The sequence below is a fragment of the Nonomuraea sp. NPDC005730 genome (assembly GCF_040630865.1).
In the GTDB taxonomy this organism is placed as follows: domain Bacteria; phylum Actinomycetota; class Actinomycetes; order Streptosporangiales; family Streptosporangiaceae; genus Nonomuraea.
Map to the genome: position 1 here is coordinate 47,434 of NZ_JBEXYK010000026.1, position 23,904 is coordinate 71,337.

A 23,904-nucleotide genomic window follows, 5' to 3' on the forward strand; every position below is an offset into this window, starting at 1 on the left:
CCGTGTCCTACCGGCTCAACGGGAGTCATGACCGGTTGGTTCCAAAGGGTAGGGGTGACCCTGACTTGTCCCTGATTCAACCCTCGGTCACCTGCAAACGGCTTAAAGGATCTCCTACGGTGGAGACATGGCACGCATCCTTCTGATCATCGCCGCGATCATCGTCGCACTGCTTCTCGTCGGCCCGCTCGTGGGTTTCGTCTTCACGCTTCTCAAGTGGGCTCTCATCATCGGCGCCGTCGTCCTCGGTGTCACGTTCGTCGCGAAGTGGGCCAAGAGGCCGTAGCTTCCGCCCGCTTCCCAAGGCATAGTGAGTGAATGGAGGCGCGGCCGGCGGTTGACGATGCCGCGCTCGGGCGCGAGGCGCTGGCCGTGCTCGAGGCGAACTGGACGGGCAGCGGCACCGTGCCCGCGCCGGGTCTCTACCCGCACCAGTGGAGCTGGGACTCCGCGTTCGTCGTCATCGGCCTGGCCAGGCACCGCCCGGAGCGCGCCCGGGAGGAGCTGCTCAGCCTGCTGAGCGGCCAGTGGGCGACCGGCATGGTGCCCCACATCGTCTTCCACACCCGCGAGGCGTACTTCCCCGGGCCGTCGGTCTGGCGCTCGCAGGAGCACGCGTCCGCGCCCAGGGTCTACACCTCCGGGCTGACCTCCCCGCCGCTGCAGGCGCTGGCGCTGCGGTGGCTCTACCGGCACACCGGCGACGTGGCGTTCGTCCGGCGGACGTTCCCGCTGCTCGTCGCCCAGCACCACTACCTCGCCTCGGCCCGCGACCTCGGCGGCGCCGGACTGGCGGCGATCGTCCACCCCTGGGAGTCGGGCATGGACGACAGCCCGGCCTGGGACCAGCCGCTCGCCGCGCTGCCCGCCATCGGTTACGGCTACCGCAACGTGGAGCTGGCCGACCGCCACCCCGACAGCGACCACGACCGTTACGTCTGGCTGGCCATGCGCTACCGCGACGCCGGCTACCGCGCGGAGTACCTGCGCGACGAGCACCCGTTCGCGGTCGAGGACCCGATGTTCAACGGCATCTGGCTCGCCTCCTGCCAGGCGCTGGCCGAGCTGGCGCCGGTGGCAGGGGCCGACCCCGCGCCCCACGCCGAACAGGCCGAACGCATCAGGCGGGCCATGCTCGACCGGCTCTGGGACGGCTGCTTCTACCCCCGCGACCTGCGCTCCGGCCGGTTGATCAAGGTCTGCACGGTGGGCGCGTTCGGGCCGCTGCTCGATCCCGGGCTGCCCAGCGACCACCTGCACGCCTGCGTCGAGGTGCTGGAGTCGGCCCGGTTCATGGGCGCGACCGGCTACCCGGTGCCGAGCTGCGAGATCCGCGCCGCCCAGTTCGACCGCACACGCTACTGGCGCGGGCCGTCCTGGGTGAACACCAACTGGCTGTTACGCCGGGCCGCCGCCGTCCACTCGCTCGACCAGCTCGGCCGGCAGCTCGCCAACGGCACCCTGCGGCTCGTCCGGCAGGCCGGGTTCCGCGAGTGCTTCGACCCGTTCGACGGCAGCGGGCGCGGATGCAGGGACTTCTCCTGGAGCGCGGCGCTCACCCTCGACCTGCTCGCCGATACCGTGGAGATATGAGCATTCTTCGCCGCCTGCCCGCCGACGTGCGCCGATCGCTGGACACCCGGCCGGGGGAGCGGGTGCTGACGTTCACCGAGACCGGCGACGGTCACCTGGTGGCCACCAACCTGGCCCTGTTCCTGTCCGACGGGACGCGGTTGCCGTACGAGGAGATCGACAAGGCGTCCTGGGACGACGAGGGGCTGCGGGTCGTCACCACCGCCGGCGCCCGCCACTTCGAGCGCGTCGCCGAACCGCGGATGGTGCCCGAGACCGTGCGCGAGCGGGTGAACTCCACCATCGTGGTCAACAAGCACGTCAGCCTGCCGGGGCGCGGCGGCGTACGGCTGGTGGCCAGGCGCCCGCCGGGCGGCGAGGTGCTGGGCTGGACGCTCGTCTTCGACGAGGGGCTCGATCCGGCGGACCCGGGCCTGCGCGCGCAGGCCGAGCAGGCCCTGGAAGGCGTCCGGCGCAGCATGGGCGTGTGAGGGATCACACGTCCGTGCCGCGCCGGATCTCGGGGCCGGATCTCGGGGCCGGATCTCGGGGTGGACCCCCTCAGTAGGGGATGCCGGTCTCGCGGGACTTCCGTTCCGCGAGATCCTCCTCCTCGGGCCAGCCGCTGCCGGACCTGTGGTGGCCGTCGGAGCCGAGGAACGGGATCTTCTCCTGAAGCGTCCCGCCCACCTTCTCCCTGGCCGCCCCGGCCAGCCTCGACGCCTGCGCGCCGACCACCCCCGCGGCCTCCTGGACCCTCGGGCTGTCGGCCACACGCTGGGCCGCCCGCTTGATCTGTTCGTACCGTTCGCGGCCCGCCCGGCTGCCGAGCACGTAACCGACAGCCAGACCGACAGCGAATGTCATCCGATAACGCATCTTGCACCTCCGCTGTCTCCCGGCCTACCCCAGTTGCGATGCGACACGCACTCCAGGAGTGCGCTAATCTATTCCTGCGCACGACGGAAGGGCCCAACAAGCCCGACCAGCAGGGCGAACGTACGATCCCGCGTAGCTCAACGGCAGAGCAGCCGGCTGTTAACCGGCAGGTTATAGGTTCGAGTCCTATCGCGGGAGCTGCAGTCAACCAAGAGGTTGGCAGCTCAGGCCCTCTCACCGAGACAGGTGGGAGGGCCTGATGCGTTCCACCGTGATCACCCGTCGGCCGCGTCGCGTACGCGTGGTTCGAGCGCGGGCGGGACGCCAGGGTGCCATCTCGCTGACACCCTCATCGAGAAGTTGTACATTCACAGCGGTTCCAGTGAACGTCCTCCTCACTCCGCGAGAAGCCGTTGACCACGTCTGAAGCACCGCTCAGCCCGGAACAGGGCCGCACTCCGCCGGCGGGCCTGACCCGTGCCAGGGCCCGTCAGATCATCGGGCGTCTCACGCTCTGGGTGGTGTTCGGGGTGATTTTCGGCCTGCTGCCCATATGGATCGACGCGTTGCGTGGCGTCATGTCGCCTCAGCGGTTCAGCTGGATGTCCATCCTGGCCAAGGGGGAGCTCTTCATCGCGTCCTCCGCGCTGGCCGCCGCGGCGGTGGGTGAACTGGTCTTCGCGCCCTTCGGTCATGAATGGCAGATCATGAGAGCCATGATGGTGGGTTCGTCGCTCCTTTGCTGCATAGGGAACGCGGTCGCGTACACCCAGGTGGCCATGGCGGGGCCGGGCACTGTCGCCAACGTCTCCCTGACGCTGTTCGTTCTCACCCTGGCCGCCAGTGCCGCCTGCGTCGGATTGGCGGCCGGCCGATGACCGATGTTCTCGGCCTCGCGGTCGTCCTCGCCGGATCGGGCGCCTTGGGCGCGTTCGCCTCCGCGCTGCTGGCCTGGTTCAGACTGCGGCGACACGGTACCGAGGTCCGCATCCGGGTGCGGAACGAGGGCGGGACGACGATCGAACTGGCGGCGACGAATCTGCGCGGCCTCTCGGGCGAGGAAGTGCGGGAACTGACGCAGCGGATTACCGACGCGCTCGAAGAATCACGGATCGCTGACGATCCGAAACCCTGAACGATCAGGACATCGGCATGTCCTGAAAGAAGGGGATTCACGCGTTGTAGTGGGTGGGTTACCGATTTTGGCGTTACGGGGACAACGGGGGGGTTGGGGCGGGAAGATGGGGGAGTCGGCCGGGTGCGGCCGGCAGCCGCGGGAAGTCGTGACGGGGGCGTGGAGAGGGCGCCGCCGGCAGGACGTGCCGCCGACCCGGAATCGGCGGGGCGCTCCGCTGAGCGAAATGTTGGTTGCCGCGTGCGTACCTGGATCAGGTCACTGCGTCCCTTCGATGTGCATGCCGTGCACGCGCTGTTCGAGCGCACCACGGACCTCCGCGAGGCTGAGCGCTTCGTCAGGCTCTTCCACGCCGAGCACCCCTCCGCCGGCGGCCTGGCCGCCCGGCTGCGCGACGTCGCCAGAGACGTCGCCCGCCACGGCACCTACGTCCACACCTTCGAGGAACTGGAGTTCGGCGCCCGGGTCGCCTGGCGCAACAGCGGCCGGTGCATCGGACGCCTGTACTGGCGTTCGCTGAAGGTGCGCGATCGGCGGGAGGTGACGACGGCCGAGGGCGTGGCGGTGGAGTGCGTGGCGCACCTGCGCGAGGCGACGGGGGAGGGGCGCATCAGGCCCACCGTCACCGTCTTCGCCCAGGACACCCCGGCCATGCCGGGGCCGCGGGTGCTCAACGACCAGCTCGTCCGCTACGCAGGCCACCGGCTGAACGGCGGCGGCGTCCTCGGCGACCCGCGCAACGCCGAGCTCACCGACCTGGCCAAGAAGCTGGGCTGGCGCGGCGGGCCGGGCCGGTTCGACGTGTTGCCGCTGGTCGTGCGGGCCGGGCTCGGCGATCCGCTGTTGTGCAACCTGCCGGGCGACGCCGTGCTGGAGGTGCCGCTGCTGCATCCCGAGTACGCGTGGTTCGCCGAGCTGGAGCTGCGCTGGCACGCCGTGCCGGTCATCTCGGACATGTGCCTGGAGATCGGGGGCGTCTGCTACCCGTGCGCGCCGTTCAACGGCTGGTACATGGGCACCGAGATCGGCGCGCGCAACCTGGCCGACTCCGACCGGTACGACCTGCTCCCGGAGGTGGCCAAGCGCCTCGGGCTGGACACCTCCACCGAGCGCTCGCTCTGGCGCGACCACGCGCTGGTCGAGCTCAACGTGGCGGTGCTGCACTCGTTCGAACGGGCGGGGGTGACGATCACCGACCACCACACCGAGTCCCGGCGCTTCCTGACCCACCTGGAACGCGAGGAGCGCGCCGGACGCCGCTGCCCGGCCGACTGGTCGTGGATCGTGCCGCCGCTGTCGAGCGGCGCGACCCCGGTCTTCCACCGCTACTACGACACCTGCGAGCTGACCCCCGCGTACGTGCACCGCCACCCCACCCGCTGAGCCGCTTGCCAGCCCCGCCCAGAACATGATTCGGTTAGCGCATGGCGGAACTCGTGCTCTCATCGTCGGACCGGGGCGTGCTCACGCTGACCTTCAACCGTCCCGACACGCTCAACGCCTGGACGGACGCCATGGGCCGGCGCTACTTCGACCTGCTGGCCGAGGCCGAGAAGGACCCTGACGTCCGGGCGATCGTGGTGACCGGCGCGGGCAAGGGCTTCTGCGCCGGGGCCGACTTCAGGACGCTCGCCGCCATCCAGACCGGCTCCTACGACGAGACCCCCGACCCCCGCCCCAACACCTTCCCCACCACCATCGGCAAGCCGATCATCGCCGCGGTCAACGGCGCCTGCGCCGGGCTCGGCATGGTGCACGCGCTCGTCTGCGACCTGGTCTTCACGGCCGAGGAGGCCAAGTGGACGACGGCGTTCCCGCGCCGCGGCCTGGTCGCCGAGTACGGCCTGTCCTGGGTGCTGCCGCGGGTCATGGGGCAGCAGCGGGCCATGGACGTCCTGCTGTCGGGCCGGGTGTTCAGCGGGCGGGAGGCCTACGAGCTGGGGCTGGCCAACCGCGCGGTGCCGGGGGAGTCGCTGCTGGAGCAGGCCCAGGAGTACGCCAGGGAGCTGGCCGTGCACAGCTCGCCGGCGTCCATGGCGGTGATCAAGCGGCAGGTGTGGCAGGACTGGGACGTCACCCTGGAGGAGTCGGCCAGGAAGGCAGTCCACGAGATGCTGGCCTCCTTCGGGCGGCCCGACTTCGCCGAGGGCGTCGCCAGCTTCCTCGAGCGCCGCCCGCCGGACTTCCCGGCGCTGTGAAACCGCAGGCCGGAGGGGGTACGGGCAGAGCGCGCCGAGGTTAGACGGCGAGCCCGGCAGGGTAGGGCTGGGCGTGTCCGAAGGGTCCGCGGCCAGGCCGGGGCGTGGGGGACGTCCAGCGGGGGCACGTTCGGGGGGCGCGGTGCAGGCTTTCGTCATGAAGGAGATCGGCCGGGTCGGCTTCATGGACAAGCCGGTGCCGCGGGCGGGTCCGCGCGACGCCGTCGTCCGCACCACCACCGCCCTCATCTGCACCTCCGACTCCCACACCGTCCAGGGCGGCATCGGGCCGCGCACCGATCTCACGCTCGGGCACGAGGGCGTCGGCGTGGTGCACGAGGTCGGCGAGGAGGTACGGGACTTCCGGCCGGGCGACCGAGTCCTGGTGGGGGCCATCACCCCCGACTGGGGCGATCTCGCCTGCCAGGACGGCCATCCGTCGCAGTCGGGCGGCCCGCTCGGCGGGTTCAAGTTCGCCAACTCCAAGGACGGCGTCTTCGCCGAGTTCTTCCACGTCAACGAGGCCGACGCGAACATGGCGAAGATCCCCGGCGGGGTGCCGGACGAGACGGCCGTCTACTGCTCGGACATGCTCTCGACCGGGTTCATGGGCGCCGAGAACGGCGACATCCCCATCGGCGGGGCGGTCGCGGTGCTGGCCCAGGGCCCGGTGGGCCTCATGGCCACCGCGGGCGCCCGGTTGCGCGGCGCCGGCCTGGTCATCGGGGTCGAGTCGGTGCCCCGCCGCAAGCAACTGGCCCGCGACTTCGGTGCCGACGAGATCGTCGACTTCAGCGCCGAGGACGTCGTCGAGGGCGTGCTCCGCCTGACCGGGGGACAGGGCGTGGACACCGCCATCGAGGCGCTCGGCGCGGACGCCACCTTCCAGACCGCGATCAAAATCATCAAGCCGGGCGGGACGGTCTCCAACACCGGCTACTACGGCCAGGGCGAGTTCGTCCGCATCCCGCGCGTCGAGTGGGGCGTCGGCATGGCCGAGAAGAAGATCACGACCGGCTTGTGCCCGGGCGGGCGGCTGCGCATGGAACGCCTGCTGCGCGTCCTGGAGGGCGGCCGGGTCGATCCCACGCCGCTGACCACCCACACGTTCCGCTTCGAGGAGATGGAACGTGCCTTCGAGGTCTCGGACAAGAAACTCGACGACGTGGTGAAGGTGATGATCACCTTCCAGCGGTGATCCCAGAGGAGAACGCCGGCCATGCTCGATCTCGATCCACCCTTCCGCCCGGTGCGCCACCGGGAGGGCTACCCGGCGCTGGAGGACCTGGGGCTCATCGGCGACGGCACGACGGCGGCGCTGGTCGCCCTCGACGGTTCGATCCCGTGGTTGTGCCTGCCGCGCTTCGACAGCGACCCGCTGCTGTGCGGCCTGCTCGACCGCGAGCGCGGCGGCTGCTTCACGCTGACGACCGACGACCTGCGCGAGGCCAGGCAGTACTACGAGCCGGACACCGCCGTGCTGGTCACCGAGCTGCGCGGCCCGTCCGGCGTGGTCCGGATCACCGACGCGCTGGTCCTGCGCGCCGGCGCCGACCTCAGCGACGACGCGGGCGGCGGACGGGGCGAGCTGGTCAGGTCCGCGGTCGTCCTGGCGGGGGACGTGCGCCTGCGGGCGGAGCTGGCGCCGCGCGGCGGCGGGCAGGTCCGGGTGCTCGGCAGCGGCCTGGAGGTGCGCGCGTCCCGCCGCCCCGACCTGCGGCTGCACCTGCGGTCCGACCGGCCGCTGACCGGGCTGCGCACCGTGCACGACCTCCACGAGGGCGAGCGCCTCGACCTGGTGTTGTCGTGGGGGCGCATCCACCGTCACCACCGGTTCGACCCCGAGGCGATGGTGCGGCAGACCGCCGACGCCTGGCGGCGCTGGATGGGCGCGTGCACCTACCGGGGCCCGCAGGAGGCGCTGGTCCGGCGTTCGGTGATCACGCTGAAGCTGTGCGACGACTGGGTGAACGGCTCGCTGGTCGCGGCACCCACGTCCTCGTTGCCCGCGCCCGTCGGCGGGGTGCGCAACTGGGACTACCGCTACACCTGGATCCGCGACGCCGCCTACGCCGTCTTCGCGCTGCGCCGCGTCGGCTTCGCGGAGGAGGCCGACGGATTCCTCGGCTGGGTCCTCGACGCCTTCGAGCAGAGCGGCCAGCCGCGGATCATGTACACGCTGCGCGGCGACCCCGTACCCGAGGAGGTCGTCGACGCCGACCTGGAGGGCTACCGGCGCTCGGCGCCGGTGCGGTGGGGCAACGGCGCGGCCGACCAGCGCCAGCACGACGTCTACGGTGAGGTGCTGGACTGCGCCGACCAGTGGCTGCTGCCCGGCCGCGACCTCCAGCCCGCGCTGTGGTCGGGGCTGTCGGCGCTGGCCGAGGCCGCCGCGCACACCTGGCGGCAGCCCGACCAGGGCATCTGGGAGGTACGCAGCCAGGGCCGGGTCTTCACCTACTCGGCGGGCATGTGCCAGGTGGCGCTCGACCGGGCCGCGGCCATCGGCGAACGGCTGGGCCTGGCCGGTCCGATCGCCAGATGGCGCTCCACCGCCGAGGAGCTGCGCCGGCTGATCCTGGAGCAGGCGTGGGACGAGGAGGAGCAGTGCCTGAGCGAGCACCTCGACGGCGGCGGCGGCCTGGACGCCAGCCTGCTCGCGCTGCCGCTGCGCAAGGTCGTGCCGGCCGACGACCCGCGGATGGCGGCGACCACCGCCGCCGTCGCCGAACGCCTGTCCGCCGGAGACGGCCTGCTCTACCGCTACCTGCACGAGCGGTCGCCGGACGGCCTGCCCGGCGACGAGGGCGCCTTCCTGCTGTGCAGCTTCTGGCTGGTGGACAACCTCATCCTGCAAGGGCACCGGGTCCGCGCCGAGGAGCTGTACGCCTCCCTGTGCGCCCGCGCCAGCCCGCTCGGCCTGCTCCCGGAGCAGATCGACCCGGCCACGGGCGCGTTCGCGGGCAACTTCCCGCAGGCGTTCAGCCACATCGGGGTGATCGCCAGCGGGGTCAACCTGGCACGGGCGGGAGCGGCCCGCACGCCCTGACCGGCTCAGGCCAGGCGGTGGGCGCCCTTGGCGGCGGTGGCGGCCAGGAAGCGCGGGGGCTGGAAGCCGCGCTCGGCGTAGGCGGCCGAGACCGACTCGCGCACGTTGTCCAGGCGGTCGTCCGGGACCAGGGCGATGGCCGAGCCGCCGAAGCCGCCGCCCGTCATCCTGGCGCCGCGGGCCCCGCCGCGGAAGGCCGCCTCCACGGCCACGTCGAGCTCCGGCGAGGAGACCTCGTACTGGTCGCGCAGCGACAGGTGGGAGGCGTTGAGCAGGGCGCCGATCTCGGTGACCTTGCCCGCCCGCAGCAGGCCGACCAGGGCCTCGACCCGGTGGTTCTCGGTGACGACGTGCATGACGCGCTTGCGCTCGTCGCCCTGGAGCCGGTCGAGGGCCGCGGCCAGGTCGGTGACGTCGCGCAGGGACGGCACGCCCAGCTTGCGGGCGGCGGACTCGCACTCGGCGCGGCGCTTGGCGTACTCGCCGCCGGCGTGCTCGTGGTGGACCTGGGTGTCGATGATGAGGATGCTCAGGCCCTCGGCGGCCAGGTCGAGGGGGATCTTCCTGGAGCCGAGCGAGCGGCAGTCGAGGAACAGCGCGTGGCCCTCCTCGCACAGCGCCGAGGCGGCCTGGTCCATGATGCCGCACGGCATGCCGACGAAGTCGTTCTCGGCCCGCTGGCTGAGCAGGGCGATCTCCATCGGCGTCAGGCCGAGCCCGTGGACGTCGTTCAGCGCGGAGGCGACGGCCACCTCCAGCGCGGCGCTGGAGCTCAGCCCCGCGCCCTGGGGCACGTCGCCGTCGATCGCGATGTCCGCGCCGGCGACCCGGTCGCCGAGCATGGCCAGGACGCCCACGGCGTAGCGGGCCCAGCCGGTCGCCTCCTCCCTGGCCGACAGCTCGATCGGGCCACCGGAGGACTGGAGGGACAGCAGCCGGACGGTCTGGTCGGCGCGCGGGGTGACGGCGGCGCTCACGCCCCACGGCACCGCGAAGGGCAGGACGAAACCGTCGTTGTAGTCGGTGTGCTCGCCGATCAGGTTGACCCGGCCGGGCGCGCGCCAGACCGTCCGGGGATCGGCACCGAAGGCGGCACGAAAAGCTTCAGCAACGCGCATAATCCAACACTCCTCAACAAAGGCCCGACCGTAGACTAGCGCCATGGAGGAGCTCCTGGATCCAGCGCTCGGCGAGGTCCGGGTGTTCCTGATGCACGACGACAACAAGCGGCGCAAGCTCAAGTACAACCTGGGCCATCGGCGGCTGCTCACCTTCGGCGGGGCGTACTCCCATCACATCAGGGCGGTGGCCCGGGCGGGCGGGCTGCACGGCATCGAGACGATCGGGGTGATCAGGGGCGAGGAGCATCTGCCGCTCAACCCCACGCTCGCCTTCGCCGCCTCCTGCGGGATGACCCTCACCTACCTCGACCGCGCCTCCTACCGGCTCAAGCACACGCCCGAGGTGCAGGCGCGGCTGCGGGAGCGGTGGGGCGACGTCACGATCCTGCCCGAGGGCGGCAGCAACGCCGCGGCCGTGCGCGGCTGCGCCGAGCTCCCGCCCGAGATCGACGTCGACTACGACGTCGTCTGCTGCCCTGTCGGCACCGGCGGTACCCTGGCCGGCATCTCGGCCGGGCTGCCCGAGGGCAGGCGGGCACTGGGCTTCGCGGTGCTCAAGGGGGCCGGCTTCCTGGCCGGCGAGGTGGCCCGGCTCCAGCACGAGGCCTACGCCCGCACCTGGACGAACTGGTCGCTCAACCTCGACTACCACTTCGGCGGTTACGCCCGCTCGACCCCCGCCCTCGACCGGTTCGCCGCCGAGCACCGGGTCGAGGGCGTCTACGTGGCCAAGATGCTCTACGGCGTCCTCGACCTGGCCCGGCAGGGGGCGTTCGCGCCGGGCACCCGCGTCGTGGCCGTGCTGACCGGTCAGCCCTCGACGTCCGTGGCCGCGTGCGGGGCGCCGACCGGCTTCGACTCGGGCGAGCCGCGCTGACGCAGGTAGACCGACAGCACCACCATCGACAACACGGCCAGCAGCTCCGACTGCCAGTTCTGCAGGCTGCGGTTCCAGAACTCGGCGGAGGTCACGTACTGGCCCCACGAGACGGGGTCGCGCAGGTCGCCGAGCCGTTCGGCGTTGTAGGCCGCCTGGCCCGCCACCGACTGGGCCAGCCACGACAGCACGAAGATGGCCCCCATCACCAGCCCGAGCGAGTTGCTGAACAACCACAGCCGGGCGCCGCGGGCCTTGGCCCAGGCGGGGGAGTAGCTGGTGGCGTGCGCGCCGACCTGCTGTTCCTCGTCCGACTCGGCCCCGGCGTCCTCCACCTTCTTGGACTCGGGGGAGCCCTTCTGGACGAGCCAGACGGTCAGCATGATGTACAGGAAGAACTGCAGGTACTCCGACTGCCAGTTCTCGGCCACGTCCACGGCGAAGTCGGAGGAGGTCACGTACTCGGCGAACGACACCGGGTCGGCGCCCTGAACCATCTGCAGGTCGTTGAACTGCAGCATGCCCGCCACCGCCTGCCCGCCGAGCGCCAGCAGGAACATGACCAGGAAGGCCAGCGAGAGGGAGTTCTCCTTCAACCACTTCACAACCGCGCCCACCCTATGACCAGGAACCAGGCCAGCCCCGCCGCGATGACGAGCAGGGTCAGCGTGAACATCATCCGCATCAGTCCTCCACCTCGCATTCGTAGGGCAGGTCGTGCACGGGCCGGCAGCCCGCGGCCTTGACCCGCCAGCCGTCGTCGAAGCGGTGCAGGAACAGCGTGTCGCCGGCCAGCCGCACCTGGGCCTCCTTCCCCCACACGTTCACCTCGGTGACCGCGCCGCCGGGCCCGAGCTTGAGGTCGCCCAGCGCCTGGCCGCAGGTCTGGCCGCGGTCGGGCAGCTTCTCGGCGGTGGTCCGGGCCAGCAGCCCGCACGCGGCGTCCTCCTGGTGAGCCTCCAGCGCCGCGTGGAAACGCTCGGCGGCGCGGGCGGGGGACGTCGTGTCCACGGCGCAGCCGACGGCCGCCAGGAGGAGCGCCGTCACGACGAACGGAAATCTCATGCGCCTCCCGCTACCCACGGGGGCAGCGGGCATGCTGGCCGGTGGGGGGCTACCCGAGCTGGTCGAGCACCGGCGCGACCAGCGCGTTGAGCTCGCGGACCAGCACGAGCACGGCGCGGTGGGCACGCTGCTCGACCTCGTCGTGCGGCCCCTCGGGCTCCGGCGGGAGGTCGCCGAGCGGTACGGGCGCCTCGACGAGCAGCGTGGCGCGCAGGAACGGGATGCGGGCGAGGTCCTGCTGGCTCGGCTCGACGTACTGGCCGAAGGTCTCCTGCCAGCCCAGCCAGCCGCGGTCGCGCCACCAGGCACGCGACCGGGTCAGCTCGGCGGGCGGCGGCGAGACGATCCGGACGCGGGCGAACAGGGTGCCGTCCCAGGTGTTGCGGTGGCAGGTGGCCTCCAGGACGCGGCGGTCCCAGCGCACGTAGCCGGGGGTGAGGGCAGGCGGGGTGGCCAGCCGCCAGGCCGCGCAGGCGAACCTGACCGGCGCGATGTCCCCCCACTCGAACTCGTCGAGGTTCTTGCGCACGTGCACGGCGTAGCGCCCGTCACGGTCCCTGTCGAACTCCTGGTCGATCCAGAACGCCTTGCCCATGCCCCCTACGCTACGGCCCGGCGGCGCCTTCCCGGCGGCGTACGGGAGATCCGGCCTTGCCGTTAATTGCGTGACCGCTTAAGCTCATCTGGTCAAACAATTGGAGGACGACGTATGGCCAGAGCGGGCAGGCCGCCCCAGGACCCCGCGCGGCACGCCGAGCGCGCCCACCGGATCCTCGACGCCGCCGCCGAGCTGATCCTGCGCTGGGGCTACGACAAGACCACCGTCGACGACGTCGCCAGGCGCGCCGGAGTCGCCAAGGGCACGATCTACCTGCACTGGAAGACGCGCGAGGAGCTGTTCGCCGCGCTGCTGCGGCGCGAGCGGGTGCTCATGCTGGAGCGGGCGCGCGACGGCGCGCCCGCCACCCTCGGCGAGCTGTTCGGGAGCCTGGCCGCGGCGCTGCTGCACCGGCCGCTGCTGCACGCGGTGCTGCTCGACGACTCCGAGGTGCTCGGCAAGCTCACCCGGCTCAAGCGGCAGGGCCCGGCGGCCGGCGGCCTCGAACTCGGCGGTCCCTTCGACGCCTACCTGCGCGAGCTGGTCCGGCTGGGCGCCGTGCGCGCGGAGCCGGCCGAGCACGTCACGGTGATCGGCTCGATCTTCTACGGCTTCATGTTCCTGCCCGGCGCGCAGCCGGAGTCCGAGCGGCTGCCCGACGACCGCATCGCCGAGCTGCTGGCCGAGACCGTCGAGCGCGCGGTGGGCACCGGACGGGCGCTGCCGCCCGCCGGCGCCGCCGCCGTCGCGCGGGCCACGCTCGACCTCCTCGACGCACTCGCCGACGTCGCCCGGCGCAAACTGGCGACATCCATGAGCCCGGCCAAGGAGCGCGTGCAATGAAGGTAGTCATCCCCCTCGACGACGAAGCCGCCGCCGACCTCGGCACCGCGGGCGGCAAGGGCGCCTCGCTGGCCCGGCTGGTCAGGGCGGGGCTGCCGGTGCCCGGCGGGTTCGTCGTCACGACGCTGGCGTACCGGTCGTTCGTGGCGGCGTTCGGCGACGAGATCGCCTCCAGCGACGACCCTGGCGCGCTGTTCGCCGCGCACGAGATCCCGGCCGGCCTGGCCGAGGCGATCCGGGCCGCGCACGCCGCGCTCGGCGACGACGTCGCGGTGGCCGTGCGCTCCTCGGCCACCGCCGAGGACCTGCCCGAGCTGTCGTTCGCCGGGCAGCAGGACACCTTTCTCAACGTGAGGGCCGACGGCCTGCTGGAGGCGGTCCGCCGCTGCTGGGCCTCGCTGTGGAACCCGCGCGCCGTCGCCTACCGCGAGCGCAACGGCGTCCCGCACGACGACGTGGCCCTGGCGGTGGTCGTCCAGGAGCTGGTGGACGCCGACGCGGCCGGGATCATGTTCACCGCCGACCCGGTCACCGGCGCGCGCGACGAGATCGTGGTCAACGCGTCCTGGGGGCTCGGCGAGGCCGTCGTCGGCGGGCAGGTCACGCCGGACACGATCACCCTGTCGGGCGGCCGGGTCACCGGCTCGCGGGTCGCCGACAAGACCGTCATGACCGTGCGCACCGCGAGCGGCACCCGCGAGGAGCCGGTGCCCGAGGAACTGCGCCACGCTCCCGTGCTCGACCAGCCGCAGGCGGTGGAGCTGGCCGCGCTCGGCGAACGCGTCCAGGCCCTGTACGGCATGCCCATGGACGTCGAGTGGGCCAGGCGCGACGGCACGTTCGCGATCCTCCAGGCCCGCCCGATCACCGGCCTGAAGCCGCAGGTCGAGGAGTGGAACGACAGCCTCAAGGGCGACTACCTGTGGACCGCGGGCAACCTGGGCGAGGCCATCCCCGACGTGATGACGCCGGCGACCTGGTCGTTCGTCCGGATCTTCATCCACGAGGCCATGTCGGCCTCGGCGCTGCCCGGCTTCGACCTGGTGGGCAACATCGGCGGCCGCTTCTACATGAACCTCAGCGTCGTCCACTCCATCGCCGCCGCCCTGGGCATGCGGAGCAGGCTGGGCGCGGTCGAGCAGGTCTTCGGCAGGCTGCCGGCCGGCCTGGAGGTGCCCCCGGTTCGGCTGTCCCGCTGGGAGATCGTCCGGCGCGTCCTGCCGATGGCCGTCGACCTCCAGCGGCGGGTGCGCCGGAACCTCAAGGACATGCCGGCCTTCCTCGCCACCTCCCGGCAGCGCTGCGAGGAGCTGCGCGAGCGCGTGGCCGCCACGTCCTCCGGTCCCGAGCTGGCCGACCTGTGGACGTCCGACATCGAGCCGCACATGGTCACCTCCAGCCGCATGCTGGAGGCCGCCGGCCGCCAGGGCGGCGCCACGCTGGTCTGGACCCGCGACCGGCTGCGCAGGCTGATGGGCGAGGTGGACGCCGAGGCCATGCTCACCGGCGTCAACGCCGACGGCGAGCTGGCCAGCCTCGGGCCCGTCCTGGGCCTGGGCAGGCTGGCCAGGGGCGAGATCAGCAGGGAGGAGTTCGCGCTGGCCTACGGGCACCGCGGCCCCCACGAGTTCGAGGTCTCACGGCCCCGGCCCGGCGAGGACCCGGCCTGGATCGACGCCCAGCTCGCCGGCCTGCGCGACCTGCGGGCCGACACCGAGGCGCTGCTGGCCCGGCAGGAGAAGGCCGGGCGGGAGGCTTGGGCGCGGTTCGCCGCCCGCCACCCCGGCAAGGAGGCCAGGATGCGCGCCCGGGTACGGCGGTGGAACGCGGTCGTCCGCGACCGGGAGAGCGCCCGCTCGGAGAACATGCGGGCCTTCTGGGTGCTGCGCGCGTTCGTGGTGCGCGCCGGGGAGCTGACCGGGCACGGCGACGACCTGTTCCACCTCTACCTGGAGGAGATCCTCGACGTGCTGCGCGGCGACACCTCGGCCCTCGCCCGGATCCCGGTCCGGCGGGCGACGCACGACCGGTACGCCGCGCTGCCGCCGTACCCGACGGTGATCGTCGGCCGGTTCGACCCCGTCCGGTGGGCCGCCGACCCGCGCCGCCGGGCCGACGTCTACGACGCCCGCGGCTTCGACGTCCCGGTCAGCGACACCGTGACCGGGTTCCCCGGGGCGCCGGGCGTGGTCGAGGGCGTGGCCAGGGTCATCGCCGGCCCGGAGGACGGCGACCGCCTGGGGCCCGGCGAGATCCTGGTGACGACCCTGACGAACATCGGCTGGACGCCCATGTTCCCGCGCGCCGCCGCCGTCGTCACCGACATGGGCGCGCCGCTGTCGCACGCCTCGATCGTGGCCCGCGAGCTGGGCATCCCGGCCGTGGTCGGCACCGGCAACGCCACCATGCGGCTGCGCGACGGCGACCGCGTGCGCGTGGACGGCGAGCGCGGCACGGTCGAGTTGCTCCAGTGAAAAGACTGCGCCAAGTCGGCCGTCCCCCGGCGGCCGGTGTGTTCACTGGATGACCATGATCGAACAGTGGATCCTCGAAGACGAGCGCGAGCTCGAAGCACGCTGTGCCCGCTTCCGCCTCGCCCTGCTGGGCCTCGACCGCGACGCCGCCCAGCCCGACCACCAGGAGGCCCGGCAACCGGATGACACCACCTGAACAGCACGACCCGCCCGCCCCCGGACCGGACACCCGCCGGCCCTGACGCGGCCCTGAACCGGCTCCGGCCGGTCAGCCGCCGACGTGGATGCCGGGCCGCCGCTGCGGGTCGGGCTCGACCTTGCGGATGATCTCGCGGACGACCGGCGCGGTGTCGCCGCGGCCCAGGATGAGGTAACGCAGCAGGTGGACCATCGGCGAGCCCTCGGCCCACTCGAAGTAGCAGTGAGGGCGCACCCCGGTGCCGTCGCGCAGCGCCAGCAGGACGGCCGAGATCGCGTTGGGCGCGGCCGGGCTCTCCGCGCGCAGCACGCGGTGGCCGTCGACCTCGACGCCGCGCACCCGCAGCACGTCGCTGAAGCTGGACGGGTCGATGACGTCGATCTCCAGGAACAGCACGTCGGCCCGGCCCGGCACCGGGTTCATGGACCGCTGCTCGCTCTCCTTGGCCAGGTATTCGGCCGCGTCGCCGGGGCCGCGCCGGTTGGCGATGATGTTGAGCGCGCCGTCGTGGTTCAGCGAGTCGGTGACGAACCGGCGGGCCGCCTCGTCGAACTCGATCCGGTCGGCCCGCAGCTCGGTCGTACGCGACACCCGCGAGATCAGCGAGATCGCGACGATGCCGAGGATGAAGAAGGCCGAGATGGTGATGCCGTCGGGCTTCTCCCTGATGTTCTCCACCAGCGCGTAGACCAGCACCAGGGTCAGCACGGCGAAGCCCACGACGGCCGGGGTCTGGCGGTGGCGGACGGCCGAGATGGTCACCGCCACCGCGCCGGAGACCATCATGGCCAGGATGCCGGTGGCGTACGCGCCGGCCTGGGCGTCGACGTCGGCGTTGAAGGCCAGGGTGAGCAGCACGCAGATGGCCGTGTAGACCAGCACGACGGGCCGGACGGCCTTGCCCCACTCGGGCGCCATGCCGTACGAGGGCAGGTAGCGCGGCACGATGTTGATCAGGCCCGCCATGGCCGAGGCGCCGGCGAACCAGAGGATCAGGATGGTGCTGACGTCGTAGACCGTGCCGAAGCCCTCGCCGAGCCGTTCGTGCGCCAGGTACGCCAGCGCCCTGCCGTTGGCCTGCCCGCCCGGCGCGAACTGCTCGGCCGGGATGAGCACGGTCGTGACGAAGCTGGTGGCGATCAGGTAGACGCTCATGATGAGCGCGGCCACGGTCAGCAGCTTGCGGGTGTTGCCGATGCGCGAGCGCAGCCGCTGCTCGGGGTCGTCGCCCTGGGCGGCCACGAGCGGCATCATGCTGACGCCCGTCTCGAACCCGGACAGGCCCAGCACCAGCAGCGGGAAGGCCAGCACCGCCGGGCCGAGCAGCCCGGTGACGCCGCCGCGCCCGCGCAGCAGCGCGTCCGTCCAGCGCGCCAGAAATTCCGGCTCGGCCGCCACGTCGGCGAACCCGACGGCGACGACGACCGCGTTGAGCAGCAGGAACAGCGCCACCAGCGGGATCGCGACGCCGACCGCCTCGGTGAAGCCCATCAGGAACACCCCGCCGAGCACCACCAGCAGCACCACGGTGATGATCACCGCGTGCCCGTGCAGGAAGCTCGGGAAGTACGGGTTCTCCAGGATGTGCACCGAGGCGTCGGCGGCCGACAGCGTGATCGTGATGATCCACGACGTGGCCACGAACCCCAGCAGGACCAGCACGAACAGCTTGCCCCGCCAGAACGGCAGCAGGCGTTCCAGCATGGCGACCGACCCCTGCCCGTGCGGGCTCTCCTTGGCCACCCGCCGGTACATCGGCAGCATGCCCAGCAGCGTCAGCGCCACGATGAGCAGCGTGGCCAGCGGCGACAGCGCGCCGGCCGCGAGCGCGGCGATGCCGGGCAGGTAGGCCAGGGTGGAGAAGTAGTCGACGCCGGTCAGGCACATGACCTTCCACCAGGGCTGCGGCTCGCCGTGGCCCTCGGCCGCCTCAGGGCCGACGGGCTGGACCTGGTGCCGTAGCAACCATCGCGCCAGGCCGCTCGACGGCGGCCCGGTACGGCCTGCGCTCTCGACGGCTTCGGGGATGGCAAGCCCACTGGTACCGCTCACCGGAACTTCCTCTCGGGGACGCCGCCAACGAACGTCCCCACCTTAGGGGGTCGGATCTCGGCGGCGCCCGGTGCGGTCCTCCCTCAGAAGCCGTCCTTGCCGGAGTCGGCCGGAAGGACGGTGGCGGCCGGGCCGTCCGGCGCGGGACCGGCCGCGCGCTCGACGGGGTCCGGTGCGGGCACCGGCTGCACCAGCACCAGCGTCAGGTCGTCGCGCAGGTCGCCGGCGTGCTCGTCCAGCAGGTCGAGCAGGTTGGGCAGCGCGTGGTCGAGGCCGGGCGCGGCCAGGGCGTGCCGGACGTGGTGGTCGAGCGGGAAGTCCACGCCGTCGGCGTCCCTGGCCTCGCTCAGGCCGTCGGTGTAGAGCAGCAGCCGCTGGGACAGGCCGAGACCGGCGCGCCGCATCCGCGGCTCGGGGCCCAGGCCGAGCGGCGGCGAGGGCTCGGGCGGCTCCAGCGCCTCCAGGCGGTGGCCGATGCGCAGGGGAGCCGGATGGCCGCAGTTGACCAGCCGCACCTCGCCGGGCACGAACTCGGCCAGCAGGACGGTCACGAAGTCCTCCTCGCCCAGGTGCGGGACGAGGTCGGCGTCGAGCGCCGCGGCCAGCGCCACCAGGTCGGACGCGTCGGGCGCGTGCCGCCGGAAGGAGGCCAGCACGACGGCGCTCAGGCGGACGGCCTCCATGCCCTTGCCCTTGACGTCGCCGACGATCAGCCGCGCCCCCGAGGGCGCGACCAGCGCGTCGTGCAGGTCGCCGCCGATCAGCGCCTGGTCGGTGGCCGAACGGGTGTGGACGGCCAGGCTCATGCCGCCGAGCCGGGGCGGCAGCGGCCGGACGATCGCCTGCTGGGCCAGCTCGGCGATCTGGCGTACCCGGGACAGCTCGCGCTCCTGGTCGCACTGGAACCGGTAGGCCACGGACGTCAGCCCGGCCGCAGGAGCGAGGACGAGCAGGCCCGTCAGAGGGTCGAAACCGGCGCGCCCGAAGGTGACATAGAGCGCGACAACCCCTTCGACCAGCAGGAACAGCAGGAACCAGCCTCGCTGTGAACGCATGGTGTGTCTCCGGTTATCGGCTTCTTCTTTCCGGACGCGGCGAACAGGGTGAGTAGCTACTTTCTCACTTTTAGTCACGCAGTGCATCAGCTTCCGGCAAGCTGCTGTCACAACTTCATCCGATAGGTGGCGATCACGATGGCAGGTAAGTGGCAGGCGGGCAACCTTCCAGCGGAACTCACGAGCCTGATCGGCCGCGGCGCGGAGCTGGAGCAGGTGCGCAGGGCGTGCCGGCGTTCGCGGCTGGTGACCCTGACCGGGGTGGGCGGCGTCGGCAAGACCCGCCTGGCCCTGCGCGCCGCCGCCGACCTGCGGCCCGACTTCGCCGGCGGGTGCTGGCTGGTGGAGCTGTCGCCGCTGGACGACGGGACCCTGCTGCCGCACGCCATCGCCGAGGCGCTCCGGCTCACCGACCAGACCACCAGGCCGATGTCCGAGGTGCTGGCCGAGCACCTGTTCGGGCGCGAGCTGCTGCTCGTGCTGGACACCTGCGAGCACCTGGTCGGCGCCTGCGCGGCGACCGTCGAGGGGCTGCTCGCGGCGGTGCCCGGCCTGCACGTCCTGGCCACCAGCCGCCGTCCGCTGGAGGTGGACCCCGAGCTGGTGATCGTGGTCGACCCGCTGCCGGTGCCGGCCGCGGGCGCCACCGCGCCGCTCGGCCACGACGCCGTGACCCTGCTCGTCGAGCGCGCCGCGGAGACGATGCCGTCCTTCGAGATCACCGACACCAACCGCGACGACGTCGTCCGGCTGTGCCGCAGGCTCGAAGGCATCCCGCTGGCGATCGAGCTGGCCGCGGCCCGGCTGCGCGACCTGCCCCTGGGCCATCTGGCCGACCGGCTGGAGGACCGCTTCGCCACGCTGGAGGACGACCTCGCGCTCACCCAGGAGGCCGACCCGCCCTGGCACCAGGCGCTGCGTACCGCCGTCGGGTGGAGCCACGAGCTGTGCGAGCCCGCCGAGCGGCTGCTGTGGGCGCGGGTGTCGGTGTTCGCCGGCGACTTCGACGCCGAGGCGGCCCGCCGGGTGTGCGCCGACGAGCGGCTGCCCGCGGCCGACATCGGGCTGCTGCTCGACGCACTGGCCGACGAGTCGATCCTGACCTGGCTGCCGACCGGCTCGGGCGAGCGCTACCGCATGCTCGACACACTGCGCGAGTACGGCGCGGGCTGGCTGCGCGGCCTCGGCGAGGAGGAGGAGCTGCGCCGCCGGCACCGCGCCCACTACCAGGACCTGGCCGAGCGCGGCGCGGCCGGCTGGCTCGGCGCCGGCCAGCCCGCCTGGTACGACCGGATGGTCGGCGAGCACGACAACCTGCGCGCCGCGCTGGAGACCGCGCTCGGCGAGCAGGACGGCGGGGCCGCCCTCGACCTGGCCGGCACGCTGGCCTTCTTCTGGTACGGCTGCGGCTACGCCAAGGAGGGCCGCCACTACCTGGGCCAGGCCCTGGCGCTCGACCCGGCCCCCGGGCCGGTCCGCGCCCGCGCCCTGTGGGCCGACGGCCTGCTCGCCGCCACCCAGGGGGACGCCGCCGCCGTCGAGGCGCGGGCCGAGGAGTGCGAGGCCGCCGCGGCCGACGACGACGCCTTCGCCGCGCTGTGCGTCAAGGCGCTGCGCTCGGCGGCCGGCGTGATCCGCGGCGACCTGGAGCAGGCCATGGCGGAGTCGGAGCCGGCGTACGCGATGCGCTGGAGCGGCGACGAGCTGACGATCGCGGGGCTGCTGGCGCTGATGTGCCGGGCGGTCACGCACACCGTCGCCGGCCGGATCGAGGAGGCGATCTCGGTGCTGGAGGATCTGCGCGCCCTGTGCGACCAGCAGGGCGAGCAGGCGATGCGTTCCCACGGCGACCTGCTGCGCGGCCAGGCCGAGCTGGCCCGCGGGCAGGTGGCTGCGGCCGTCGCCTACGGGCAGGCGGCGCTGCGCACCAAGCGCCGGCTGCACGACGACTTCGGCATCGGGCTGACCGTCGACCTGCTGGCGCTCGGCGCGGGGGCCGCGGGCCGGCCGGAGCGGGCGGCCCGGCTGCTGGGGCTGGCGCAGCGGATCTGGAGCAGCCACGGGCAGGCGCAGGCCAGCGTCCCGGCCTGGGTGGCGGCCCGGCAGGAGTGCGAGCGGCAGGCGCGCGAGGCCCTGGGCGACGACGCGTACGGGTCGGCGTTCAGCGCCGGGTACGACGGCGAGGTCGACGCCGGGATCGCGTACGCGCTCGAACCCGAGGGGGAGGGGCTGCCGAACGTGTGAGACCGCCGATCCTGGGGCTCCGACGTGGCGGAGGAGGCAGATGTTGGCTGCCTGGCGGTGACAACCTCACCCCTTGGATCCATCGGCGTTACCACGGAGAGTAGGGAGACATCCGTACATGGGAGGCTGCATTGGACACCGCGCCACTTCCGTTCCCGGTTCCCGGCGAGCGGACGTCCGAGACGATCCGCCGCCTGCGGGACGAGCACGGCCCGGTCCTGCCCGTCCTGCTGCCCGGGGGGGTGAACGGCTGGCTGGTGACCTCCTACGAGGCGACGGACGAGGTGCTGGCCAACGACGAGGCGCTCTACAGCAAGGACGCCAGGAACTTCACCGGCCTTCATGACGGCACCGTGCCCGCCGACTGGCCGCTGCGCCAGGTCATCGAGGGCGACCACCTGCTGACCAAGGACGGCGCCGACCACCGGCGGCTGCGCAGCCTGATCAACCGCGCCTTCACGCCGGCCCGGGTGGCCGCGCTGGCGCCGCGCGTCCAGGAGATGACCGACGAGCTGCTCGACCGCCTGGCCGGGCGGGACGGCGAGGTCGATCTCGTGTCCGCCTTCAGCGAGCCGCTGCCGGTCGCCGTGATCTGCGAGCTGTTCGGCGTCCCCCGGGAGGAGCGGGCGCAGATCCGCGAGTGGACCGGGGTGATGTTGTCGCACGCCGCCGCCCCCGACGAGGTGAACGCGGCGGCCGGGTCGTTGCTCGGTTACCTGGCGGCCTTCATCGCGCGCCGCCGCCGCGAGCCGGCCGACGACCTGACCACCGGGCTGATCCGCGCCAACGAGGACGACGGCGGCCGCCTGTCCGACAACGAGCTGCTGTGGATCCTGTGGGTCGTGCTCGTCGCCGGCCACGAGACGACCGTGCACCTGATCGCCAAGGCGGTCGTGGCCCTGTGCGCCGACCCCGCCCAGCTCGACCGCGCCCGTACGGAGGACGCGTGGGAGCAGGTGGTCGAGGAGGCGCTGCGCAGCCGCAACTCGGTCGTCGGCCTGGTCTTCCGCTACGCGCTCAAGGACGTCACGGTCGCCGGCACGACCGTCCCGGCGGGCCGGCCCATCGTCGTCGGGCTCACCGGCGCGGGCACCGACCCGGCCCGTTACGGCCCGGACGCCGGCCGCTTCGACCTGGGCAAGGCCAAGGAGGGGCATCTGGGCTTCGGCCGGGGCCCGCACTTCTGCCTGGGGGCGCCGCTGGCCCGGCTGGAGGCCAGGATCGCGCTGTCGTCGCTGTTCGGCAGATTCCCGGGGCTGCGCCTGGCGGTCCGCCCCGAGGAGATCGCCTACACGGCGTCGATCATCACCGAGGGGCCGCTGGCGGTGCCCGTACTGCTGCGCTGATTCTGCCTGTCAAACCGGCTTTCCGTCATTCGGAACAGGGCGGCCGGGGTGAGGGTGACGTCCTCGCTCCGGCCGCTCCTGCGTTGCCGGGTGCGGTGATGCCGTCTGCGGTCCGGGGGAGTTCGCCCCCGCCTCTTGACACGCTCTTCGCCTCAATGGTCTCCTAGCGCCAGTTCGGAATAGCATTCCTTATGACGGAATAGGACGGGGATCTCCATGGAACGCGCGCATTCGACCGCCGGCCGGCCCTCGTGAGGGCTCTCGTCTTCACCGCCCCCGGCGTCGTGGAGCAGCGGGACGTGCCCGAGCCCGTGACCGGACCGGACGAGGTGCTGGTGCACGTGGTCGCCTCCGGCATCTGCGGCAGTGAGCTGCACGGCGTGAAGACCCCCGGGTTCCGGGTGCCGCCGCTGGTCATGGGGCACGAGTTCGCCGGGCGCACCGACGACGGGCGGCCGGTGACGGTCAACCCGATCCTGTCGTGCGGCGGGTGCGACGTGTGCCTGATCGGCCGGCCCAACGTGTGCAGGAAGCGGCAGATCATCGGCGTGCACCGGCCGGGCGCCTTCGCCGAGCGCGTCGCGGTGCCGGCCGCGGCCGTGGTGCCGCTGCCCGACGGGCTCGGCTGGACCGCCGCGGGGGTGGTGGAGCCGGCCGCGAACGCCGTGCACGCCTGGGGGCTGGCCGGGCGGCCGGCCGGGGCGCGCGTGGGCGTGATCGGGGCCGGGGCCATCGGCCTGACCTGCCTGCTGACCGCCCTGTCCGGCGGCGCGGCCGGCGTGGACGTGGCCGACCGTTCGCCCGAGCGGCTGGCCGTCGCCACCGGGCTCGGCGGCGTGGCGGCGGGCGCCGAGCTGACCGGCGAGTACGACGTGATCTTCGACGCGGTCGGCGCCGCCTCCACCCACGAGCAGTCCCTGTCCCGGCTGCGCCCCGGCGGCGTGGCCGTCTGGCTCGGCCTGGCCGACCACGTGGCCGGCTACGACGCCGCCGACCTGGTGCGCGGCGAGAAGCGCGTGCTGGGCTCGTTCGCCTACGACGCGGCCGACTTCGCCGCGGCCGTCGACCTGGTCGCCCGCTGGGACCTGAGCTGGGTCCGGACCTTCCCCCTCGAAGAGGGCGCCGAGGTCTTCACCCGGCTGATGAACGGCCAGGCCATCCCCGTCAAAGCCCTGCTGACCCCGGAATCGAGGTAAC

General features: G+C 72.7%; 23 protein-coding genes and 1 tRNA gene. 17 read left to right on the top strand and 7 right to left on the bottom strand.

The window, feature by feature from the left end:
• The first annotated feature begins 127 nt into the window (after positions 1-127).
• The 3 genes from ABZ444_RS27135 to ABZ444_RS27145 are packed head-to-tail and all read left to right on the top strand — an operon-like array spanning position 128 to position 2,063.
• Entirely contained in the window at positions 128-286 is a 159-nt protein-coding gene (locus ABZ444_RS27135; protein WP_352318900.1) for a hypothetical protein, read from the top strand.
• A gap of 32 nt (positions 287-318) precedes the next feature.
• The gene (locus ABZ444_RS27140; protein WP_358002407.1) at positions 319-1,593 is read left to right on the top strand and encodes a hypothetical protein; all 1,275 of its coding nucleotides are present in this window, start codon (positions 319-321) and stop codon (positions 1,591-1,593) included.
• Positions 1,590-2,063, top strand: coding sequence for a hypothetical protein (locus ABZ444_RS27145; RefSeq protein ID WP_358002410.1), 474 nt, complete (start codon positions 1,590-1,592; stop codon positions 2,061-2,063). The genes ABZ444_RS27140 and ABZ444_RS27145 overlap by 4 nt, the downstream gene beginning before the upstream one ends.
• Positions 2,064-2,133: 70 nt before the next feature.
• Here the strand turns inward: ABZ444_RS27145 and ABZ444_RS27150 are convergent, their stop codons facing one another.
• Positions 2,134-2,451: a YtxH domain-containing protein gene (locus ABZ444_RS27150; protein WP_352318894.1), complete on the bottom strand. Its 318-nt coding sequence runs from the start codon at positions 2,449-2,451 to the stop codon at positions 2,134-2,136.
• 126 nt (positions 2,452-2,577) lie between these two features.
• Here ABZ444_RS27150 and ABZ444_RS27155 point away from each other — a divergent pair.
• The 7 genes from ABZ444_RS27155 (at position 2,578) to ABZ444_RS27185 (ending at position 8,833) form a co-directional block, all read left to right on the top strand.
• Positions 2,578-2,649: transfer RNA gene (locus ABZ444_RS27155), tRNA-Asn, on the top strand.
• 215 nt (positions 2,650-2,864) lie between these two features.
• Complete coding sequence (locus ABZ444_RS27160; protein ID WP_352352548.1) at positions 2,865-3,329, top strand: hypothetical protein; 465 nt, start codon at positions 2,865-2,867, stop codon at positions 3,327-3,329.
• Positions 3,326-3,586, top strand: coding sequence for a hypothetical protein (locus tag ABZ444_RS27165; protein ID WP_358002413.1), 261 nt, complete (start codon positions 3,326-3,328; stop codon positions 3,584-3,586). Before ABZ444_RS27160 ends, ABZ444_RS27165 begins: the two co-directional genes overlap by 4 nt.
• Before the next feature lie 240 nt (positions 3,587-3,826).
• Positions 3,827-4,969 (top strand): nitric oxide synthase oxygenase, encoded by a 1,143-nt coding sequence (locus tag ABZ444_RS27170; RefSeq protein WP_358002416.1) that lies wholly within the window; start codon positions 3,827-3,829, stop codon positions 4,967-4,969.
• A 41-nt stretch (positions 4,970-5,010) separates the two neighbouring features.
• Positions 5,011-5,784 (top strand): enoyl-CoA hydratase-related protein, encoded by a 774-nt coding sequence (locus ABZ444_RS27175; protein WP_358002419.1) that lies wholly within the window; start codon positions 5,011-5,013, stop codon positions 5,782-5,784.
• A gap of 157 nt (positions 5,785-5,941) precedes the next feature.
• Positions 5,942-6,982, top strand: coding sequence for an NAD(P)-dependent alcohol dehydrogenase (locus ABZ444_RS27180; protein WP_358002423.1), 1,041 nt, complete (start codon positions 5,942-5,944; stop codon positions 6,980-6,982).
• Positions 6,983-7,003: 21 nt separating this feature from the next.
• On the top strand, positions 7,004-8,833 hold the full coding sequence (locus ABZ444_RS27185; protein WP_358002426.1) for a glycoside hydrolase family 15 protein: 1,830 nt from the start codon (positions 7,004-7,006) through the stop codon (positions 8,831-8,833).
• 5 nt (positions 8,834-8,838) lie between these two features.
• On the opposite strand, the gene galK is transcribed toward ABZ444_RS27185, so the two are convergent.
• Entirely contained in the window at positions 8,839-9,951 is a 1,113-nt protein-coding gene (gene galK, locus ABZ444_RS27190) for a galactokinase (RefSeq protein WP_358002429.1), read from the bottom strand.
• Positions 9,952-9,994: 43 nt separating this feature from the next.
• Here galK and ABZ444_RS27195 point away from each other — a divergent pair, with 43 nt between their 5' ends.
• A complete protein-coding gene (locus tag ABZ444_RS27195; RefSeq protein WP_358002432.1) occupies positions 9,995-10,831 on the top strand; it encodes a 1-aminocyclopropane-1-carboxylate deaminase/D-cysteine desulfhydrase in 837 nt (278 codons plus the stop codon).
• Here ABZ444_RS27195 and ABZ444_RS27200 read toward each other — a convergent pair.
• The 3 genes from ABZ444_RS27200 to ABZ444_RS27210 form a co-directional block, all read right to left on the bottom strand.
• On the bottom strand, positions 10,765-11,436 hold the full coding sequence (locus ABZ444_RS27200) for a DUF6766 family protein (protein ID WP_357979444.1): 672 nt from the start codon (positions 11,434-11,436) through the stop codon (positions 10,765-10,767). The two genes, ABZ444_RS27195 and ABZ444_RS27200, sit on opposite strands and share 67 nt — an antisense overlap.
• Before the next feature lie 79 nt (positions 11,437-11,515).
• Positions 11,516-11,896, bottom strand: a complete 381-nt coding sequence (locus tag ABZ444_RS27205) for a hypothetical protein (protein ID WP_358002435.1) — start codon at positions 11,894-11,896, stop codon at positions 11,516-11,518.
• 49 nt (positions 11,897-11,945) lie between these two features.
• Entirely contained in the window at positions 11,946-12,491 is a 546-nt protein-coding gene (locus ABZ444_RS27210; RefSeq protein WP_357979448.1) for a hypothetical protein, read from the bottom strand.
• Between the two features lie 114 nt (positions 12,492-12,605).
• Here ABZ444_RS27210 and ABZ444_RS27215 point away from each other — a divergent pair, with 114 nt between their 5' ends.
• From ABZ444_RS27215 to ABZ444_RS27225, 3 genes are read left to right on the top strand one after another with little or no spacing between them, the layout of a single operon-like run.
• On the top strand, positions 12,606-13,337 hold the full coding sequence (locus ABZ444_RS27215) for a helix-turn-helix domain-containing protein (protein ID WP_358002438.1): 732 nt from the start codon (positions 12,606-12,608) through the stop codon (positions 13,335-13,337).
• Positions 13,334-15,811 carry a PEP/pyruvate-binding domain-containing protein gene (locus tag ABZ444_RS27220; RefSeq protein WP_358002441.1) on the top strand — a complete coding sequence of 826 codons (2,478 nt, stop codon included), beginning with the start codon at positions 13,334-13,336 and terminating at the stop codon, positions 15,809-15,811. The genes ABZ444_RS27215 and ABZ444_RS27220 overlap by 4 nt, the downstream gene beginning before the upstream one ends.
• A gap of 49 nt (positions 15,812-15,860) precedes the next feature.
• Positions 15,861-16,007, top strand: a complete 147-nt coding sequence (locus ABZ444_RS27225) for a hypothetical protein (RefSeq protein ID WP_358002444.1) — start codon at positions 15,861-15,863, stop codon at positions 16,005-16,007.
• Between the two features lie 72 nt (positions 16,008-16,079).
• On the opposite strand, the gene ABZ444_RS27230 is transcribed toward ABZ444_RS27225, so the two are convergent.
• The gene (locus tag ABZ444_RS27230) at positions 16,080-18,062 is read right to left on the bottom strand and encodes an amino acid transporter (RefSeq protein WP_358002447.1); all 1,983 of its coding nucleotides are present in this window, start codon (positions 18,060-18,062) and stop codon (positions 16,080-16,082) included.
• A gap of 83 nt (positions 18,063-18,145) precedes the next feature.
• Entirely contained in the window at positions 18,146-19,117 is a 972-nt protein-coding gene (locus ABZ444_RS27235) for a SpoIIE family protein phosphatase (RefSeq protein WP_358002450.1), read from the bottom strand.
• Positions 19,118-19,255: 138 nt separating this feature from the next.
• On the opposite strand from ABZ444_RS27235, the gene ABZ444_RS27240 reads away from it, so the two are divergent.
• The 3 genes from ABZ444_RS27240 to ABZ444_RS27250 all read left to right on the top strand — a co-directional run bounded on the left by ABZ444_RS27240 (position 19,256) and on the right by ABZ444_RS27250 (position 23,903).
• Entirely contained in the window at positions 19,256-21,361 is a 2,106-nt protein-coding gene (locus ABZ444_RS27240; protein WP_358002453.1) for an ATPase, read from the top strand.
• A gap of 131 nt (positions 21,362-21,492) precedes the next feature.
• Positions 21,493-22,707: a cytochrome P450 gene (locus tag ABZ444_RS27245; RefSeq protein ID WP_358002456.1), complete on the top strand. Its 1,215-nt coding sequence runs from the start codon at positions 21,493-21,495 to the stop codon at positions 22,705-22,707.
• 251 nt (positions 22,708-22,958) lie between these two features.
• Complete coding sequence (locus tag ABZ444_RS27250; protein WP_358002459.1) at positions 22,959-23,903, top strand: alcohol dehydrogenase catalytic domain-containing protein; 945 nt, start codon at positions 22,959-22,961, stop codon at positions 23,901-23,903.
• The last annotated feature ends 1 nt before the right edge of the window (position 23,904 follow it).

Excerpts from the sequence above, each read along its gene's own strand:
- ABZ444_RS27135 (WP_352318900.1), top strand. The coding sequence starts at position 128 with ATGGCACGCATCCTTCTGATCATCGCCGCGATCATCGTCGCACTGCTT.
- ABZ444_RS27140 (WP_358002407.1), top strand. The coding sequence starts at position 319 with ATGGAGGCGCGGCCGGCGGTTGACGATGCCGCGCTCGGGCGCGAGGCG.
- ABZ444_RS27145 (WP_358002410.1), top strand. The coding sequence starts at position 1,590 with ATGAGCATTCTTCGCCGCCTGCCCGCCGACGTGCGCCGATCGCTGGAC.
- ABZ444_RS27150 (WP_352318894.1), bottom strand. The coding sequence starts at position 2,451 with ATGCGTTATCGGATGACATTCGCTGTCGGTCTGGCTGTCGGTTACGTG.
- ABZ444_RS27165 (WP_358002413.1), top strand. The coding sequence starts at position 3,326 with ATGACCGATGTTCTCGGCCTCGCGGTCGTCCTCGCCGGATCGGGCGCC.
- ABZ444_RS27175 (WP_358002419.1), top strand. The coding sequence starts at position 5,011 with ATGGCGGAACTCGTGCTCTCATCGTCGGACCGGGGCGTGCTCACGCTG.
- ABZ444_RS27180 (WP_358002423.1), top strand. The coding sequence starts at position 5,942 with ATGAAGGAGATCGGCCGGGTCGGCTTCATGGACAAGCCGGTGCCGCGG.
- ABZ444_RS27185 (WP_358002426.1), top strand. The coding sequence starts at position 7,004 with ATGCTCGATCTCGATCCACCCTTCCGCCCGGTGCGCCACCGGGAGGGC.
- galK (WP_358002429.1), bottom strand. The coding sequence starts at position 9,951 with ATGCGCGTTGCTGAAGCTTTTCGTGCCGCCTTCGGTGCCGATCCCCGG.
- ABZ444_RS27195 (WP_358002432.1), top strand. The coding sequence starts at position 9,995 with ATGGAGGAGCTCCTGGATCCAGCGCTCGGCGAGGTCCGGGTGTTCCTG.
- ABZ444_RS27205 (WP_358002435.1), bottom strand. The coding sequence starts at position 11,896 with ATGAGATTTCCGTTCGTCGTGACGGCGCTCCTCCTGGCGGCCGTCGGC.
- ABZ444_RS27210 (WP_357979448.1), bottom strand. The coding sequence starts at position 12,491 with ATGGGCAAGGCGTTCTGGATCGACCAGGAGTTCGACAGGGACCGTGAC.
- ABZ444_RS27215 (WP_358002438.1), top strand. The coding sequence starts at position 12,606 with ATGGCCAGAGCGGGCAGGCCGCCCCAGGACCCCGCGCGGCACGCCGAG.
- ABZ444_RS27220 (WP_358002441.1), top strand. The coding sequence starts at position 13,334 with ATGAAGGTAGTCATCCCCCTCGACGACGAAGCCGCCGCCGACCTCGGC.
- ABZ444_RS27225 (WP_358002444.1), top strand. The coding sequence starts at position 15,861 with ATGACCATGATCGAACAGTGGATCCTCGAAGACGAGCGCGAGCTCGAA.
- ABZ444_RS27235 (WP_358002450.1), bottom strand. The coding sequence starts at position 19,117 with ATGCGTTCACAGCGAGGCTGGTTCCTGCTGTTCCTGCTGGTCGAAGGG.
- ABZ444_RS27240 (WP_358002453.1), top strand. The coding sequence starts at position 19,256 with ATGGCAGGTAAGTGGCAGGCGGGCAACCTTCCAGCGGAACTCACGAGC.